This window comes from Pseudomonas sp. GV085, from assembly GCF_003050925.1.
Lineage (GTDB): Bacteria > Pseudomonadota > Gammaproteobacteria > Pseudomonadales > Pseudomonadaceae > Aquipseudomonas.
Genome location: NZ_QAOV01000012.1, coordinates 101,324 through 118,155, shown reverse-complemented (window position 1 = coordinate 118,155; position 16,832 = coordinate 101,324). Strand labels below are relative to the sequence as shown.

The window sequence follows — 16,832 nt, the reverse complement described above, 5'->3', positions numbered from 1 at the left end:
GCGCCATGCGATAAAAAGAGCTGTGGATAACTTGTAGGAGCGAGCTTGCTCGCGATGGGCGTGAACGATGATGCATTCTTTCTGGAAAAATGCGCCGCTCTCAAATTCATCGTCGGAACGCCGCCCGGAGCAAGCTCGCTCCTACAAGGGAGTTGTGGATAACTCAGCTCTTCTTGATCTTCTCCGGCCGCTTCCAGCCGTCGATGTTCTTCTGGCGAGCACGTCCGATGGCCAACTGGGATTTATCCACAGTCGAGGTGATAGTCGAACCGGCCGCTGTCGTTGCACCGGCAAGGATATCCACAGGCGCCACCAACGAGTTGTTGGAACCGATGAACACATCTTCGCCCAACACGGTTTTCCACTTGTTGGCGCCATCGTAGTTGCAGGTGATGGTGCCAGCACCGATGTTGGAGCGCGCGCCCACCTCGGCATCGCCCAGATAAGACAGGTGACCGGCCTTGGCGCCTTCGCCCAGGTGAGCGTTTTTCAGCTCGACGAAGTTACCCACATGCGCGCGGGCTTCCAGCACGGTGCCTGGACGCAGACGGGCGAACGGGCCGGCATCGCTGCCTTCACCCAGAATGGCACCCTCGATATGGCTGTTGGCCTTGATGATCACGCCTTTGCGCAGGGTGCTGTCCTTGATCACGCAGTTCGGGCCGATCACCACATCGTCTTCGATGACGACCTTGCCTTCGAGGATCACGTTGATATCGATCAGCACGTCGCGGCCAACGGTGACTTCGCCGCGTACATCGAAACGTGCCGGGTCGCGCAGGGTCACACCTTGGGCCATCAAACGACGGCCGGCGCGCAGTTGATAGTGACGCTCGAGTTCGGAAAGCTGCTTGCGGTCGTTGGCGCCCTGCACTTCCATGGCGTCGTGGGGTTGTTCGGTAGCCACTACCAGACCATCGTTGACCGCCATTTCGATCACGTCAGTCAGGTAATACTCACCCTGAACATTGTTGTTCGACAGGCGGCTCGTCCAGTCGGCCAAGCGATCGGCAGGAACAGCGAGGATGCCGGTGTTGCCTTCGCGGATCGCGCGTTGCGCTTCGTTGGCATCCTTGTGTTCAACGATGGCAGCGACTTTACCGTCAACGTCACGCACGATGCGGCCATAACCGGTCGCATCGTCGAGTTCGACAGTCAGCAGGCCCATCTGTCCTGGCACTACCTGAGTCAGCAGGCGTTGCAGGGTTTCCACTTCAATCAACGGCACGTCACCGTAAAGAACCAGCACGGTGTCGGATTTGATGAAAGGAACAGCCTGGGCCACGGCATGCCCGGTGCCCAGTTGCTTGTCCTGCAGGACGAAGTTCAGGTCGTCAGCGGCCAGACGTTCGCGCACGGCGTCGGCACCATGACCAATCACGACATGGATGCGCTGTGGATCAAGTTGCCGGGCGCTGTGGATAACATGGCCGAGCATCGAATTGCCGGCAATCGGGTGCAAGACTTTCGGCAAGGCAGAACGCATGCGCGTGCCTTGGCCAGCAGCGAGAATAACGATTTCAAGGGACATGACTGGCTACCAATCCAGGGTGGTCAGCGACTGCGACCAAGGTTATAAAATGTCGAAAAAGAAAAAGGGTAGCCGAGGCTACCCTTTTTTATCAATCACACAACAAGCGCTGCCTTAATGGCCGAACTTCTTGCGGATCTGCTGGACGGTGCGCAGCTGAGCTGCAGCCTCGGCCAGTCGAGCAGCAGCAGAACCGTAATCGAATTCCGCGCCTCGCTCATGCAGGGCTTTCTCGGCAGCCTTAACGGCTTCCAAAGCTGCGGCTTCGTCCAGGTCGGCAGCACGTTGCACGGTGTCGGCAAGAACCTTGACCATGTTCGGCTGAACCTCGAGGAAACCACCGGAGATGTAATACACCTCCTCTTCCCCGCCCTGCTTGACCAGGCGGATCGGACCTGGCTTCAGATTAGTGATCAGCGGCGCGTGACCCAAGGCGATACCAAGATCACCCAGTGCACCGTGCGCAATCACCATCTCGACCAGACCGGAAAAGATTTCTCCTTCCGCGCTGACGATATCGCAATGGACTGTCATAGCCATCTGATTGCCTCAACCTAAATTAGCGCCCGTTGCCGGGCGCCGGGATTACAGTTTCTTGGCTTTCTCGATCGCTTCTTCGATGCCGCCAACCATGTAGAACGCTTGTTCTGGCAGGTGGTCGTAGTCACCGTTGAGGATGCCTTTGAAGCCAGCAATGGTGTCTTTCAGGGAAACGTATTTACCCGATGCACCGGTGAAGACTTCAGCCACGAAGAACGGCTGCGACAAGAAGCGCTGGATCTTACGAGCACGGTTTACCAACTGCTTGTCGGCTTCCGACAGCTCGTCCATACCCAGGATCGCAATGATGTCCTTCAGTTCTTTGTAACGCTGCAGAACGTACTGAACGCCGCGAGCGGTGTCGTAGTGGTCCTGGCCGATTACGTTCGGGTCCAGCTGGCGCGAAGTCGAGTCGAGTGGATCGACCGCCGGGTAGATACCCAGGGAAGCGATGTCACGGGACAGAACGACGGTAGCGTCCAAGTGGGCGAAGGTGGTCGCTGGCGACGGGTCGGTCAAGTCGTCCGCAGGTACGTATACCGCTTGGATCGAAGTGATCGAACCTTCCTTGGTCGAAGTGATACGTTCTTGCAGAACGCCCATCTCTTCAGCCAGGGTCGGCTGGTAACCTACTGCAGAAGGCATACGGCCCAGCAGTGCGGATACTTCAGTACCGGCCAGGGTGTAACGATAGATGTTGTCGACGAACAGCAGAACGTCGTTACCTTCGTCACGGAACTTCTCGGCCATGGTCAGGCCGGTCAGTGCTACGCGCAGACGGTTACCCGGCGGCTCGTTCATCTGACCGTAAACCAGTGCCACTTTGTCCAGAACGTTGGAGTCCTTCATCTCGTGGTAGAAGTCGTTACCCTCACGAGTACGCTCACCCACACCGGCGAACACGGAATAACCGCTGTGCTCGATGGCGATGTTACGGATCAGTTCCATCATGTTTACGGTTTTGCCTACGCCGGCACCACCGAACAGACCGACTTTACCGCCTTTGGCGAACGGGCAAACCAGGTCGATAACCTTGATGCCGGTTTCCAGCAGGTCGTTGCCGCCTGCCTGTTCAGCGAACGAAGGCGCTGGACGGTGAATGCCCCAACGCTCTTCGGTGTCGATCGGACCCGCTTCGTCGATCGGGTTACCGAGGACGTCCATGATCCGGCCCAGGGTCGCTTTACCGACCGGTACGGAGATGGCTGCGCCAGAGTCGACAACGTCCAGACCGCGCTTCAAGCCTTCGGTGGAACCCATCGCAATGGTACGAACCACGCCGTCGCCCAGCTGTTGCTGAACTTCCAGGGTGGTCCCGGCCGCGCTCTGTACAGTCAGCGCGTTGTAGATGCTCGGTACGCTGTCGCGTGGAAATTCCACGTCGATAACGGCGCCGATGATTTGAACGATACGTCCGCTACTCATAGCTGGATCCTCTGAATATTTGAACCGTTAAACCGCGGCAGCGCCGCCGACGATTTCCGAGATCTCTTGGGTGATCGCAGCCTGACGCGCCTTGTTGTAGACCAGCTGCAAATCGCTGATCAAATCACCGGCGTTGTCGGTAGCGTTCTTCATCGCGATCATCCGCGCAGCCTGTTCAGCCGCGTTGTTCTCGACCACCGCCTGGTAGACCTGCGACTCCACATAACGGACCATCAAGCCGTCAAGCAGCTCTTTGGCGTCCGGTTCGTAGAGATAGTCCCAGTGGTGCTTGAGTTCTTGATCCGGGGTTGCCACCAGTGGAATCAACTGCTCCACGGTAGGCTGTTGTGTCATGGTGTTGATGAACTTGTTGGACACCACGGACAGGCGGTCAATACGGCCGTCCAGGTAGGCATCCAGCATCACCTTGACGCTGCCGATCAGGTCATTGATCGACGGCTCTTCACCCAGGTGGCTGATAGCTGCTACGACGTTACCGCCGAAGTTGCGGAAGAAAGCCGCACCCTTGCTACCAACTACACACAGATCGATCTCGACGCCGTTTTCGCGGTTTACCGCCATGTCCTTGACCAGAGCCTTGAACAGGTTGGTGTTCAAGCCACCACACAGACCACGGTCACTGCTCACTACGACATAACCAACTCGCTTTACTTCACGGTCGATCATGAACGGGTGGCGATATTCCGGGTTAGCGTTGGCCAGATGGCCAATAACCTGGCGGATGCGCTCCGCGTAAGGACGGCTAGCAGCCATGCGCATTTGTGCCTTGCGCATTTTACTGACCGCCACTTTTTCCATGGCGCTGGTAATCTTTTGCGTGCTTTTGATGCTCGCAATCTTACTGCGAATCTCTTTTGCGCCTGCCATGTAACACCTATCAGGTTAGCAAGCGGGAGCCTTGCGGCTCCCGCTGCGGCTTACCAGGTTTGGGTGGCCTTGAACTTCTCGATACCGGCTTTCATGCCAGCGTCGATTTCGTCATTGAAGTCACCTTTCACGTTGATCTTCGCCATCAAATCGGCGTGATCGCGGTTGAAGAAAGCAATCAGCGCTTGTTCAAAGCTGCCGATCTTGGCGATTTCAACGTCAGTCAGGAACCCACGCTCAGCGGCATACAGCGACAGCGCCATGTCAGCGATCGACATTGGTGCGTATTGCTTCTGCTTCATCAGCTCGGTAACGCGCTGACCATGCTCAAGTTGCTTACGGGTCGCTTCGTCCAGGTCAGAAGCGAACTGGGCGAATGCCGCCAGTTCACGGTACTGAGCCAGAGCGGTACGGATACCACCGGACAGCTTCTTGATGATCTTGGTCTGAGCGGCACCACCCACACGGGATACCGAAACACCGGCGTTCACTGCAGGACGGATGCCCGAGTTGAACATGGCCGATTCCAGGAAGATCTGACCGTCGGTGATGGAAATCACGTTGGTCGGAACGAACGCGGAAACGTCGCCAGCCTGGGTTTCGATGATCGGCAGTGCGGTCAGGGAACCGGTTTTGCCGGTCACTGCGCCGTTGGTGAACTTCTCTACGTATTCTTCCGAAACGCGGGATGCGCGCTCCAGCAGACGGGAGTGGAGATAGAACACGTCGCCTGGGTAAGCTTCACGGCCTGGTGGACGGCGCAGCAGCAGGGAAATCTGGCGGTAAGCCACTGCTTGCTTGGACAGATCGTCATAAACGATCAGCGCGTCTTCACCGCGGTCGCGGAAGAATTCACCCATGGTGCAACCGGAGTACGGTGCCAGGAATTGCAGCGCAGGAGATTCCGAAGCACTGGCAGCCACGATGATCGTGTTGGCCAGGGCGCCGTTTTCTTCCAGCTTGCGAACCACGTTGGCGATGGTCGATTGTTTCTGACCGATGGCTACGTAGACGCAGAAAATGCCGCTGTTCTTCTGGTTGATGATCGCGTCGATCGCCAGAGCGGTTTTACCGATCTGACGGTCACCGATGATCAGCTCACGCTGGCCACGGCCGACAGGGATCATGGCATCGACAGCCTTGTAGCCAGTCTGTACAGGCTGGTCTACCGACTTACGCCAGATCACGCCTGGAGCAACTTTCTCGACCGCGTCGGTCTGGGTGTTGCCCAGTGGACCTTTGCCGTCAACCGGGTTACCCAGTGCGTCGACTACGCGACCCAGCAGTTCCTTACCAACCGGAACTTCGAGGATGCGGCCGGTGCACTTGGCGCTCATGCCTTCAGCCAGAGACTGGTAAGCGCCCAATACAACGGCACCTACGGAGTCTTGCTCCAGGTTGAGGGCCATACCGAAGACGCCGCCCGGAAACTCGATCATCTCGCCGTACATTACGTCGGCCAGACCGTGAATCCGCACGATACCGTCAGATACGCTGACGACAGTGCCTTCGTTACGGGCTTGGGAGGTCACATCGAGCTTGTCGATGCGGCCCTTGATAATTTCACTTATTTCGGAAGGATTGAGTTGCTGCATTGCTCTGCTGCCCCTTCAAACTCAAGATTTCAATGCTTCGGCCAGTTTCGCGATTTTGCCGCGAATCGAGCCATCGATAACCAGGTCGCCGGCGCGGATGACGACACCACCAATAAGGGCAGCGTCCTCCGCAACTTGCAGGCGCACTTCCCGGTTGAGTCGTGCACTGAGAACCTTGGCGAGTTTGTCTTGCTGTTCTTGGTTCAATGCAAAAGCACTGGTCACTTCAACGTCTACCGACTTCTCTTGCTCGGCCTTGTACAGGTCGAAAAGAGCGGCGATCTCCGGCAATAGCAGGAGACGGTCGTTTTCGGCAACGACATTGATGAAGTTCTGTGCCTTGGCATCAAACTTGTCGCCACACACGTCAATGAACGTGGTGGCCTTTTCTGCGCTCGTCAGTCGCGGGGCCTTGAGCACGCGCTGCAGGGTGTCGTCTTGCGACACCGCTGCAGCCAGGCCGAGCATGGCTGACCAATTGGCCAGTTGCTGGTGGGCCTGAGCGTGCTCGAAGGCCGCCTTAGCGTAAGGTCGGGCCAACGTGGTCAGTTCTGCCATGATCGCCCTCGCTTAGATTTCAGCAGCCAGTTGGTTAACCAGCTTTGCGTGCGCGTTTTGATCGATTGTGGCACCCAGGATCTTCTCGGCGCCTTCGACTGCCAGCAAGCCCACCTGGGCACGCAGCATGTCTTTGACACTGTTCAGTTCCTGTTCGATCTCGGCCTGAGCCTGAACCTTCACACGGTCAGCGTCGACACGGGCTTTTTCAACAGCCTCTTCGACAATCTGATTACCGCGTTTCTTGGCTTGCTCGATGATTTCAGCTGCCTGAGCTTTCGCTTCGCGCAGTTGCTGACCCGCTTTCTCTTGGGCCAACTCCAGGTCGCGAGCTGCTCGGCTGGCAGCGTCCAGACCATCAGCGATCTTCTTTTGACGTTCATGCAATGCCGCAATGACCGGAGGCCATACGAACTTCATGCAGAACAGTACAAAAATCAGGAACGCAACGGACTGGCCAATCAGGGTCGCATTAATGTTCACGCCAACACCTCGCAGTTACGTTGTCCATCACACCAAATTACCCGGAAGATCCGAGTAATCAGCCAGCGATTTGACCAACGAACGGGTTCGCAAAGGTGAAGAACAGAGCGATACCAACACCGATCATGGTTACGGCGTCGAGCAGACCGGCAACGATGAACATTTTAACTTGCAGCATTGGAACCATTTCTGGCTGACGCGCTGCGCCTTCCAGGAACTTGCCGCCCAGCAGGCCGAAACCAATTGCGGTACCCAGTGCGCCCAGGCCGATCAACAGTGCAACAGCGATAGCGGTTAGACCAACTACAGTTTCCATCTTTCCTCCCGACTTTTACGTCGTATGGTTTAGGTTTTTTTAATTTAAAGCGGTAAAACAAATCGTTTCAGAGGCCCCGTTAAGAGCCCCCTCCCGTTTAACGGGGAGGGACATCAGACTAGTCGAGACTGGCCTTAATGGTTTTCTTCGTGTGCCATCGACAGGTAGACGATGGTCAGCATCATGAAGATGAACGCCTGCAGGGTGATGATCAGGATGTGGAACACAGCCCACGCCCACTGCAGAACGATGCCCAGGCCACTAAGCCAGAGCAGACCGCTGCCGAACATCACAGCAATCAGAATGAAGACCAGCTCGCCGGCATACATGTTGCCGAACAGACGCAGAGCCAGGGAGATCGGCTTGGCGATCAGGGTCACGAATTCCAGCAGGAAGTTCACCGGGATCAGCAGGGCCTGAAGGAAGATGTTCTTGCTGCCGAACGGGTGCAGGGTCAGCTCGCCGATGAAGCCGCCGAGGCCCTTGATCTTGATGCTGTAGAAAATGATCAGCGCGAACACCGTGAAGGCCATGGCCAGGGTCGCGTTCGGGTCGGTGGTCGACACGGCGCGGAACGGGATGTGGTGGTCGCCGGAGATCAGGATGGCCAGTTGAGGAATCCAGTCGACCGGTACCAGGTCGACGGCGTTCATCAGGAACACCCAGACGAAGATGGTCAGTGCCAGAGGTGCAATCACCGGGCTTCGGCCATGGAAGCTGTCTTTCACGCTGCCATCGACGAATTCGACCAATACTTCAACGAAGTTCTGCAAAGCACCAGGCTGACCCGAAGTCGCTTTCTTTGCCGCCATGCGGAAAAGAAGAACGAAGATCAGACCCAATGCGACCGACCAGCCGAGAGTATCGACGTGGAAAGCCCAGAAGCCCATTTCCTTGGCTTCTGCTGCGGTGTGGGCAAAGCCCCAGCCGCCGTTAGGGAGCTGACCGAAGGTCAGGTTCTGCAAGTGGTGCTGGATATAGCCCGAAGCGGTTGTTTCTGCCATGGTTGCCTCAAACGCCCTAAGGTCTCGAAAGTCTTGTTCTCATCAGCAGGGGAGCGAACCAGCTGACCAGTTGGGTCAGCACGAAGACGCCGAATACAGCCAGCGGCGCCAATGGCTTCACACCTGCGAACGTCAATGCAAAAAGCACCGCCGTCAAAATCAGTTTGCCCGCCTCGCCGGCATAAAAAGACCGGACGATGGCTTGAGCTGCCCGGGCGCCGGTAAACCGAAATGCCCTGTGAGCGAAATAAATATTGGGAAGCAAGGCTATCAGGCCTCCGCAGAGTCCCGAGTACCCGGCAACGACTCCATACCGTTGCCAGAGCGCCAAAGCGGCAATGAGCAGAACGACAAATTGAGCCATTAACACCGGAAAAACTGCCAGGCGATGGAAGGGCAGGCGGTTTGGCGTGCGGGTTTCCATCACTTTTACTCCCCAATGGTCGGCTGCCAGAATTCAATAACTTGGCATAATTTGTGCCGACAAAATGCGCGCAGAGTATAGGGGCGGTTCTGCCCCTATTCAACTGTCAGGTAGTGATTTCCGCCTTCACGCTACATGAGGAATTGTTTCAGCGGATGTGTGCAAGCACACCTTGAAGCTCATCAAGAGAGTTGTAGCCGATCACCAGTTGTCCCTTACCCTTCTTTCCGTGGCGGATCTGCACCGCAGAGCCTAGGCGCTCGGCCAGGCGTTGCTCGAGGCGGGCGATATCCGGGTCCGGTTTTGCCGCTTCAACAGGCTCCGGTTTGCCACTCAACCACTGGCGAACCAGTGCCTCGGTCTGGCGCACGGTCAGCCCGCGTGCGACAACATGTCGCGCCCCTTCAACCTGTTGAATTTCCGGCAAACCGAGCAAAGCTCGGGCATGACCCATTTCCAGGTCGCCGTGGGACAACATGGTCTTGATGACTTCCGGCAAGGAAATCAGGCGCAGCAGGTTAGCCACGGTCACCCGTGACTTGCCCACAGCTTCGGCCACCTGTTGCTGGGTCAGCTGGAACTCCTGCTGCAAACGCTGCAGGGCCACCGCTTCTTCGATCGGATTCAGGTCTTCGCGCTGGATGTTCTCGATCAGGGCGATGGCGATCGCGGTTTCATCGGGTACATCGCGAACCATCGCCGGGATGGTTTCCTTCCCGGCTTGCTGGCTGGCGCGCCAGCGGCGTTCGCCGGCAATGATCTCGAAGCGGCCGCTGCCGATCGGGCGCACCACAATGGGCTGCATGACACCCTGGGCCTTGATCGACTGCGCCAGCTCTTCGAGCGCCTGCGGATCCATGTCACGACGCGGCTGGTATTTGCCGCGCTGGAGCAGATCCAGGGGAAGGTGTTGCAGCTCACGCTGATCGGCTTGCGCCGCTTGTTCTTCCAGCGAACTGACAGTCGGACCACTCAACAGAGCATCCAGTCCACGTCCGAGACCTCGTTTCTTGACGGCCATGGGGATTCCTTAAGTTGCCTGAGCAGCGGCGATGCGTGAGTTTTTGCGTTGACGACGAACCATTTCGCCCGCCAATGCCAGATAGGCAACGGCGCCTCGCGATGCTTTGTCGTACGCCAGCGCCGGCATGCCGTAGCTCGGCGCTTCGGCCAGACGGATGTTGCGCGGAATGACAGTGTCGTAGAGCTGTTCGCCGAAGTGTTCCTTGAGCTGCGCCGAGACATCGTTCATCAGGCTCAGGCGCGGGTCGTACATCGTCCGCAGCAGGCCTTCGACCTTGAGGTTCGGGTTCAGCAATTCAGCGATACGCTTGATGTTATCCACAAGGTCGCTCAAACCTTCGAGTGCGAAGTACTCGCACTGCATGGGGATAATTACCCCGTCGGCGGCAACCAGTGCGTTCAAGGTCAGCATCGACAGCGACGGCGGGCAGTCGATCAGGATGTAATCGTAGTTTTCCCGGATCGGCGCCAGCGCACTGCGCAGGCGACTTTCCTTCATCTGCATTTCCAGCAGCACCACTTCGGCCGCGGTGAGGTCGCGGTTGGCCGGCAACAGCTGGTAACCACCGTGTTCGGAGAAGTGCATGGCCTGGGCCAGATCACATTCGCCGATCAGCAGGTCGTAGACCGAGTTTTCCAGGCCATGTTTATCCACACCGCTACCCATGGTGGCGTTGCCCTGTGGATCAAGGTCGATCAACAGCACCCGGCGCTTGGTTGCGACCAGGGATGCTGCGAGGTTGATGCAGGTGGTGGTTTTGCCCACGCCACCCTTTTGGTTCGCAATCGCGAATACCTTAGCCATTCTTGCTTGTGTTCCCAATCATGCCGTGCGGCGCAGTATCAGCAGATGGCGTTGGCCTTGGCAACCAGGTACGGCCAGGGCGTGTTCGCTATCGAGGTGGAAGTCTGCCGGCAATGCTACCAGCTCATCGGCCGGATGAACGCCCTTCATTGCCAGCCAGCGTGTTTCGCTATCGCCGAGGTGGCGAGTCCAGTTGCTGAAGTTCTCCATGCTGCTGAACGCCCGGGAAATGATCCCGTTGAACGGCTGGGCAGGCTGGAAAGCTTCGACGCGACTGTGGATAACTTGCAGGTTATCCAGTTTGAGTTCGAGTTTGACCTGGGTCAGGAAGCGGGTTTTCTTGCCATTGCTGTCCAGGCAGGTCACCTGGGACTCGGGAAACAGAATGGCCAGCGGAATGCCAGGCATGCCGCCGCCACTGCCGACGTCGAGCCAGCGTCCGTTTTCGATGAATGACATCACGCTCAGACTGTCGAGCAGGTGACGGGAGACCATTTCGTCCGGATCACGTACGGCAGTGAGGTTGTAAGCCTTGTTCCATTTGATCAACAGGGCCAGATAACCCAGCAGTTGCGCGTGCTGGGTTTCTGTCAGCGTGACGCCAAGCTGGCGGGCACCTGTGGATAACTCTTCTGCGTGTTGCGAAGTGACCAACGAACTCAAGCGCTTTGCTCCAACTGACGGCCCGCGCCGCGTTTTTTCAAATGAATCATCAACAGCGAAATGGCTGCCGGCGTTACGCCCGGGATACGCGAGGCCTGGCCCAAAGTCTCTGGACGGGTCGCACCGAGTTTGCTCTGGATCTCCTTGGAGAGACCGGAAATGTTCGTGTAATCGATATCCACAGGCAGTTTGGTGTCTTCGCTGGCGCGCAAGCGGGCGATTTCATCCTGTTGGCGATCGATGTAACCGGCGTACTTGGTCTTGATCTCGACCTGCTCGGCAACCTGTGGATCTTCTGCGCCGCCACCGGTCACGGCAATCAGACCAGCGTAGTCGATTTCCGGACGACTCAAGAGGTTGAGCAGGTTGTATTCGTGAGTCAGTGGCGTGCCGAATTTTTCGGCAATGGCATCGCCCTGTTCGGTGCCCGGGCGTACCCAGGTGCTTTTCAGGCGCTGCTCTTCCAGTTCGATGCTTTCGCGCTTTTTGCAGAAAGCCGCCCAGCGCACGTCATCCACCAGGCCCAGTTCGCGACCTTTTTCGGTCAAGCGCAGGTCGGCGTTGTCTTCGCGCAGAATCAGACGGTATTCGGCACGGGAGGTGAACATCCGGTACGGCTCTTGGGTACCGAGGGTAATCAGGTCGTCGACCAACACGCCGATGTAGGCCTCGTCGCGACGCGGGCACCAGGCCTCTTTGCCTTGCGCACGCAGTGCAGCGTTGGTCCCGGCCAGCAAACCCTGGGCGCCGGCTTCTTCGTATCCGGTGGTGCCGTTGATTTGCCCGGCGAAAAACAGGCCGCCGATGACTTTGGTTTCCAGGCTGTATTTCAAATCCCGTGGATCGAAGTAGTCGTACTCGATCGCGTAGCCCGGCCGCACGATGTGCGCGTTTTCCATGCCGCGGATCGATTGCACGATCTGCAATTGCACGTCGAACGGCAGGGATGTGGATATCCCGTTCGGATACAGCTCGTTTGTCGTCAGGCCTTCCGGTTCGATGAAAACCTGATGGCTTTCCTTGTCGGCAAAGCGATGGATCTTGTCTTCGATCGACGGGCAATAACGCGGGCCGATGCCTTCGATCTCACCGGCAGCGGAATACATCGGCGAACGGTCGAGGTTCGCGGCAATGATTTCGTGGGTGCGCGCATTCGTGTGGGTAATCCAGCAACTGACTTGCCGTGGATGCTGTTCCTTGTTGCCCATGAACGACATCACCGGGATCGGCGTATCGCCCGGTTGTTCGGCCATCACCGAGAAATCCACAGACCGGCCGTCGATACGTGGCGGAGTACCGGTTTTCAAACGCCCCACACGCAAAGGCAGTTCACGCAGTCGGTGAGCCAACGCGATCGATGGTGGATCACCGGCGCGACCACCGGAAAAATTCTGCAAACCGATGTGGATAAGTCCACCAAGGAACGTGCCGGTGGTCAACACCACGGAATCGGCGAAGAAACGCAGACCCATTTGGGTGACAACACCACGGACTTGTTCCTGCTCGACGATCAGATCGTCAGCGGCCTGTTGAAATATCCACAGGTTCGGCTGGTTTTCCAGGATTTCGCGGACAGCGGCCTTGTACAGAACCCGGTCTGCCTGCGCGCGGGTTGCTCGCACGGCCGGGCCTTTGCGGCTGTTCAGTACGCGAAACTGGATACCGCCCTTATCGGTAGCCATGGCCATCGCACCGCCAAGGGCGTCGATTTCCTTGACCAGGTGGCTTTTGCCGATTCCGCCAATGGCCGGGTTGCAACTCATGGCACCGAGGGTTTCCACGTTGTGCGTCAGCAACAGGGTTTTAACCCCCATACGTGCTGAGGCCAGTGCTGCCTCGGTACCGGCATGACCGCCGCCGATGACGATCACTTCAAAACGGGAAGGGAAATCCACCACGCACCTCGTGCCTGCTTAAGTAGGTAATTCAGGAATAGTTTGAGCTCAGGTTTTTGGACCTGGTCGACAAGTATAGGGACTTCGCCCTTCCTAAAGAACCCTTTGCACAAAAATTAACCAGCTGTGGAAAACTCGGAGTTATAGAAATTAAAAAGAAAGAAATTTATTAAATCTTTGTTTTTATGTTTATTTCTATGCAGGCCACTATCTGTGGATAGATCTATGTAGCCCTTTGTTTTCAATATGTACAGAGATTTAAAACCCTGTGTTCATGTACCAATGAGGCCCTTGGATAACCGGTTTAAGCCTGTGGATGAAAGGGGTGGTTATCCACAGAGGCGGTTATGTTCAGTTTTCGACCCCTGTTATCAACTGACCTTAGCTGCGGTTATTCACAGGGCTTAATCCACAGAAAAGCGCCGTTTGCTTGAAATTCGGGTACAGGAATTGCGCTCAAGCAGACGACGTCCGCTCGGCACTGGAGGTTTCTTTCAGAAAAGGAGGGAGCAGACAGGCACGAATGGCCTGTCTGTGAATAACAGGAGGGCTACTTACCGATACAGAAGCTGGAGAAAATTCGCCCCAACAGATCGTCAGAGCTGAAAGCACCGGTGATTTCACCCAGCGACTGCTGAGCCTGGCGCAAATCCTCGGCCAACAACTCGCCAGCGCCGGCCAGGGTCAATTGGGCACGCCCATGCTCGAGGGCAGCACTGGCATGACGTAGCGCCTCAAGGTGTCGCCGGCGAGCACTAAAGCTGCTTTCAGACGTTTGTTCATAGCCCATGCAGGCCTTTAGGTGATCACGCAGCAGCTCGAGCCCGACACCACCAGACTTGGCGCTCAGGCTGATGGTGACATGGCCGTCGTCGCTGACCTCCATGGCAATGGCTTCGCCTGTAAGGTCGGCCTTGTTGCGGATCAGTGTGACTTTCGCGGGATCGGGACGGATTTCGAGAAACTCCGGCCAGAGTGCGAACGGATCGAGGGCTTCCGGGGCGGTGGCATCGACCACCAGCAGTACCCGATCCGCTTCGCCAATGGCTTTCAGGGCTCGCTCGACGCCGATTTTTTCCACATGATCATCGGTATCGCGCAGACCGGCGGTATCCACCACGTGCAACGGCATGCCATCGATGTGGATATGTTCACGAAGGACATCCCGGGTTGTGCCGGCAATTTCGGTCACGATCGCCGCTTCACGCCCAGCCAGGGCATTGAGCAGGCTGGATTTACCGGCATTCGGACGACCGGCAATGACCACGGTCATGCCGTCACGCAGCAAGGCGCCCTGCCCGGCTTCGCGCATGACGGTGGATAACTCGTCGCGCACCTTGTCGAGCATGCTCAGGACGTGGCCATCGGCGAGGAAATCGATTTCCTCTTCCGGGAAATCGATAGCCGCTTCGACATAGATGCGCAGGCCGATCAATTGCTCGGTGAGGTTATGCACACGTGACGAGAAGGCACCTTGCAGGGAGCGCAACGCATTTCGCGCAGCCTGTGCAGAACTGGCTTCAATCAGGTCGGCAATGGCTTCGGCCTGGGCGAGGTCGAGTTTGTCGTTGAGGAAGGCGCGTTCACTGAATTCCCCCGGCCGGGCGAGACGGCAACCCAGTTCCAGGCAGCGCTTGAGCAACATATCCAGAACGATCGGGCCGCCATGGCCTTGCAGTTCCAGTACATCTTCGCCTGTGAAAGAGTTCGGGCCGGGGAAATACAAGGCAATGCCCTGGTCCAGCACTTCGTCGTTTTCACTGAAGAACGGGCCGTAGTGAGCAAATCGCGGCTTGAGCTCGCGACCACTGAAGGCCTTGGCCGCAACGCTGGCCAACGGCCCGGAAATACGCACGATGCCTACACCGCCGCGACCTTGGGCGGTGGCGACGGCGGCGATGGTTTCACGAGGAACGCTCATAAACCGGTATCCAGACAAAAGTGACAGATAGCAAAACGCCCCACTAGGGGGCGTTTTGAGTGGTTATCCACAGTGTAAATCAGGCAGCTGCTTTGGTAGCTGCTTCGATCTTACGCGTGATGTACCACTGTTGGGCGATCGACAGGCAGTTGTTCACTACCCAGTACAGCACCAGACCAGCCGGGAACCACAGGAAGAAGAAGGTGAAGATGATTGGCATCAGCTTCATCACCTTGGCCTGCATCGGATCCGGAGGAGTCGGGTTCAGCTGCTGCTGGATGAACATGGTTGCACCCATGATGATCGGCAGAATGAAGAACGGATCCTTGATCGACAGGTCAGTGATCCACAGCATGAACGGCGCCTGACGCATTTCGACGCTTTCCAGCAGAACCCAGTACAGCGAGAGGAAAACCGGCATCTGCACGAGGATTGGCAAGCAACCACCCAGCGGATTGATCTTCTCTTTCTTGTACAGCTCCATCATGGATTGCGACATTTTCTGCCGGTCATCGCCATGTTGCTCTTTCAGCGCAGCCAGTTTCGGTGCCACTGCACGCATGCGCGCCATGGATTTGTAGCTGGCAGCCGACAGCGGGAAGAAAATCCCTTTGATCAGCATTGTCAGGAAGATGATCGACCAGCCCCAGTTACCCACAATGGCATGGATATGTTGCAGCAACCAGAAGATCGGTTGGGCGATGAACCACAGAATGCCGTAGTCGACCGTCAATTCCAGACCTGGGGACAACTCTTTCAGCACGGCCTGGCTTTTCGGACCGGCGTATAGAACAGCGCTGGTCTCGGCCTTGGCACCCGGCGCAACACTCATCGATGGGCCGGTGTAGCCGATGATGTAGTTGCCTTTGCTGTCTTTACGGGTCTGGACGACGTTGTTTTCGCCCTTGGCCGGAATCCATGCGGTCACGAAGTAGTGCTGCAACCAGGCAACCCAACCGCCAGTGACGGTTTCTTTCAGCGCCGCCTTGTCCATGTCCTTCATGGACACTTTCTTGTACGGCTCGGAACTTGTCCACAGGGCAGCGCCCAGGTAAGTCGCGGTGCCGGTGGCGGTTGTGGAAGATGGATCGGCGCTGGCGTCACGCTTCAATTGCGCGAACATCGCACCTGTCCAGGGCTGAGCGCTCTGGTTGTCGATCAGGTAGGAAACGGTTACGTCGTACAGGCCGCGTTTCAGGCTGAAACGCTTGATGTAGTTGACGCCGTCCTTGCTGAACTTCAGGTCTACGACCAATTGGTCCTGACCGTCAGCCAGTTGATAAACCTTCTTCTCCGAGGAATAAACCGGACGACCGGCCGGATTTGCGTCCGGACCGTTGCTGCCGATCAGACCGCTTTGCGCCAGATAAGTACGTTCGCCGCCGTTATCGAACAGCTGGAACGGAATTTCCGGGTGATCCTGACGACGCGGATACAGCGGCAGGGTCAGTTGGGCAACATCGCCACCTTGTGGGTCGACAGCCAGGTCCAGTACATCCGTTTTGATCTGGATGAGGTCCTTGCTCACAGCCACCGGCGTTTCGGCAGGTGCGCTGGTGTCGCTTGCAGCACGTGGAATGTCGTCACTGGCGGAAGCGTTGGAGCCAGATGCCGTATCCGGCAGGCCCGATGCAGTCGTATTGGTGGCAACATTCTGAGTCGGCAGGGCAGCCTGGCCATAGTCCTGGTTCCATTTAAGAACCATAACGTAGGACACGATTGCCAGGGCGACGATCAGGATCGTGCGTTTGATATCCATGA

General features: G+C 57.1%; 16 protein-coding genes. All 16 read right to left on the bottom strand.

The features are described from left to right. Nucleotides 1–163 precede the first annotated feature (163 nt). A complete protein-coding gene (gene glmU / locus C8K63_RS23200) occupies nt 164–1,531 on the bottom strand; it encodes a bifunctional UDP-N-acetylglucosamine diphosphorylase/glucosamine-1-phosphate N-acetyltransferase GlmU (protein WP_108218802.1) in 1,368 nt (455 codons plus the stop codon). A gap of 114 nt (nt 1,532–1,645) precedes the next feature. Then, nucleotides 1,646–2,071 (bottom strand): F0F1 ATP synthase subunit epsilon, encoded by a 426-nt coding sequence (locus C8K63_RS23195; protein WP_007985046.1) that lies wholly within the window; start codon nt 2,069–2,071, stop codon nt 1,646–1,648. Nucleotides 2,072–2,116: 45 nt separating this feature from the next. Continuing rightward, on the bottom strand, nt 2,117–3,496 hold the full coding sequence (gene atpD / locus C8K63_RS23190; RefSeq protein WP_108218801.1) for a F0F1 ATP synthase subunit beta: 1,380 nt from the start codon (nt 3,494–3,496) through the stop codon (nt 2,117–2,119). 27 nt (nt 3,497–3,523) lie between these two features. Beyond that, nucleotides 3,524–4,384, bottom strand: a complete 861-nt coding sequence (gene atpG, locus C8K63_RS23185; RefSeq protein WP_007934344.1) for a F0F1 ATP synthase subunit gamma — start codon at nt 4,382–4,384, stop codon at nt 3,524–3,526. Between the two features lie 50 nt (nt 4,385–4,434). Then, nucleotides 4,435–5,979, bottom strand: a complete 1,545-nt coding sequence (gene atpA / locus C8K63_RS23180) for a F0F1 ATP synthase subunit alpha (protein WP_108218800.1) — start codon at nt 5,977–5,979, stop codon at nt 4,435–4,437. Nucleotides 5,980–6,000: 21 nt separating this feature from the next. Continuing rightward, complete coding sequence (locus C8K63_RS23175) at nt 6,001–6,537, bottom strand: F0F1 ATP synthase subunit delta (protein ID WP_108218799.1); 537 nt, start codon at nt 6,535–6,537, stop codon at nt 6,001–6,003. A 12-nt stretch (nt 6,538–6,549) separates the two neighbouring features. Then, nucleotides 6,550–7,020 (bottom strand): F0F1 ATP synthase subunit B, encoded by a 471-nt coding sequence (locus C8K63_RS23170; protein ID WP_108218798.1) that lies wholly within the window; start codon nt 7,018–7,020, stop codon nt 6,550–6,552. Nucleotides 7,021–7,078: 58 nt separating this feature from the next. Then, complete coding sequence (gene atpE, locus C8K63_RS23165) at nt 7,079–7,336, bottom strand: F0F1 ATP synthase subunit C (RefSeq protein WP_003097235.1); 258 nt, start codon at nt 7,334–7,336, stop codon at nt 7,079–7,081. 134 nt (nt 7,337–7,470) lie between these two features. After that, nucleotides 7,471–8,340, bottom strand: a complete 870-nt coding sequence (gene atpB / locus C8K63_RS23160) for a F0F1 ATP synthase subunit A (protein ID WP_108218797.1) — start codon at nt 8,338–8,340, stop codon at nt 7,471–7,473. Between the two features lie 16 nt (nt 8,341–8,356). After that, a complete protein-coding gene (locus C8K63_RS23155; protein WP_108218796.1) occupies nt 8,357–8,764 on the bottom strand; it encodes a F0F1 ATP synthase subunit I in 408 nt (135 codons plus the stop codon). Between the two features lie 148 nt (nt 8,765–8,912). Beyond that, nucleotides 8,913–9,785: a ParB/RepB/Spo0J family partition protein gene (locus C8K63_RS23150; protein WP_108218795.1), complete on the bottom strand. Its 873-nt coding sequence runs from the start codon at nt 9,783–9,785 to the stop codon at nt 8,913–8,915. Between the two features lie 9 nt (nt 9,786–9,794). Next, a complete protein-coding gene (locus tag C8K63_RS23145; protein ID WP_007969897.1) occupies nt 9,795–10,592 on the bottom strand; it encodes a ParA family protein in 798 nt (265 codons plus the stop codon). Between the two features lie 18 nt (nt 10,593–10,610). Continuing rightward, nucleotides 10,611–11,255: a 16S rRNA (guanine(527)-N(7))-methyltransferase RsmG gene (gene rsmG / locus C8K63_RS23140; protein WP_007969895.1), complete on the bottom strand. Its 645-nt coding sequence runs from the start codon at nt 11,253–11,255 to the stop codon at nt 10,611–10,613. Continuing rightward, entirely contained in the window at nt 11,252–13,150 is a 1,899-nt protein-coding gene (gene mnmG / locus C8K63_RS23135; RefSeq protein ID WP_108218794.1) for a tRNA uridine-5-carboxymethylaminomethyl(34) synthesis enzyme MnmG, read from the bottom strand. Before mnmG ends, rsmG begins: the two co-directional genes overlap by 4 nt. A 550-nt stretch (nt 13,151–13,700) precedes the next feature. Beyond that, nucleotides 13,701–15,071 carry a tRNA uridine-5-carboxymethylaminomethyl(34) synthesis GTPase MnmE gene (mnmE, locus tag C8K63_RS23125; RefSeq protein ID WP_108218793.1) on the bottom strand — a complete coding sequence of 457 codons (1,371 nt, stop codon included), beginning with the start codon at nt 15,069–15,071 and terminating at the stop codon, nt 13,701–13,703. A 79-nt stretch (nt 15,072–15,150) separates the two neighbouring features. Continuing rightward, nucleotides 15,151–16,830, bottom strand: coding sequence for a membrane protein insertase YidC (gene yidC / locus C8K63_RS23120; RefSeq protein ID WP_108218792.1), 1,680 nt, complete (start codon nt 16,828–16,830; stop codon nt 15,151–15,153). Nucleotides 16,831–16,832: the final 2 nt, after the last annotated feature.

What these genes read in the sequence shown, in the direction of transcription:
- glmU (WP_108218802.1), bottom strand. Translation starts at nt 1,531, where the DNA reads ATGTCCCTTGAAATCGTTATTCTCGCTGCTGGCCAAGGCACGCGCATG.
- C8K63_RS23195 (WP_007985046.1), bottom strand. Translation starts at nt 2,071, where the DNA reads ATGGCTATGACAGTCCATTGCGATATCGTCAGCGCGGAAGGAGAAATC.
- atpD (WP_108218801.1), bottom strand. Translation starts at nt 3,496, where the DNA reads ATGAGTAGCGGACGTATCGTTCAAATCATCGGCGCCGTTATCGACGTG.
- atpG (WP_007934344.1), bottom strand. Translation starts at nt 4,384, where the DNA reads ATGGCAGGCGCAAAAGAGATTCGCAGTAAGATTGCGAGCATCAAAAGC.
- atpA (WP_108218800.1), bottom strand. Translation starts at nt 5,979, where the DNA reads ATGCAGCAACTCAATCCTTCCGAAATAAGTGAAATTATCAAGGGCCGC.
- C8K63_RS23175 (WP_108218799.1), bottom strand. Translation starts at nt 6,537, where the DNA reads ATGGCAGAACTGACCACGTTGGCCCGACCTTACGCTAAGGCGGCCTTC.
- atpE (WP_003097235.1), bottom strand. Translation starts at nt 7,336, where the DNA reads ATGGAAACTGTAGTTGGTCTAACCGCTATCGCTGTTGCACTGTTGATC.
- atpB (WP_108218797.1), bottom strand. Translation starts at nt 8,340, where the DNA reads ATGGCAGAAACAACCGCTTCGGGCTATATCCAGCACCACTTGCAGAAC.
- C8K63_RS23155 (WP_108218796.1), bottom strand. Translation starts at nt 8,764, where the DNA reads ATGGAAACCCGCACGCCAAACCGCCTGCCCTTCCATCGCCTGGCAGTT.
- C8K63_RS23150 (WP_108218795.1), bottom strand. Translation starts at nt 9,785, where the DNA reads ATGGCCGTCAAGAAACGAGGTCTCGGACGTGGACTGGATGCTCTGTTG.
- C8K63_RS23145 (WP_007969897.1), bottom strand. Translation starts at nt 10,592, where the DNA reads ATGGCTAAGGTATTCGCGATTGCGAACCAAAAGGGTGGCGTGGGCAAA.
- mnmE (WP_108218793.1), bottom strand. Translation starts at nt 15,071, where the DNA reads ATGAGCGTTCCTCGTGAAACCATCGCCGCCGTCGCCACCGCCCAAGGT.
- yidC (WP_108218792.1), bottom strand. Translation starts at nt 16,830, where the DNA reads ATGGATATCAAACGCACGATCCTGATCGTCGCCCTGGCAATCGTGTCC.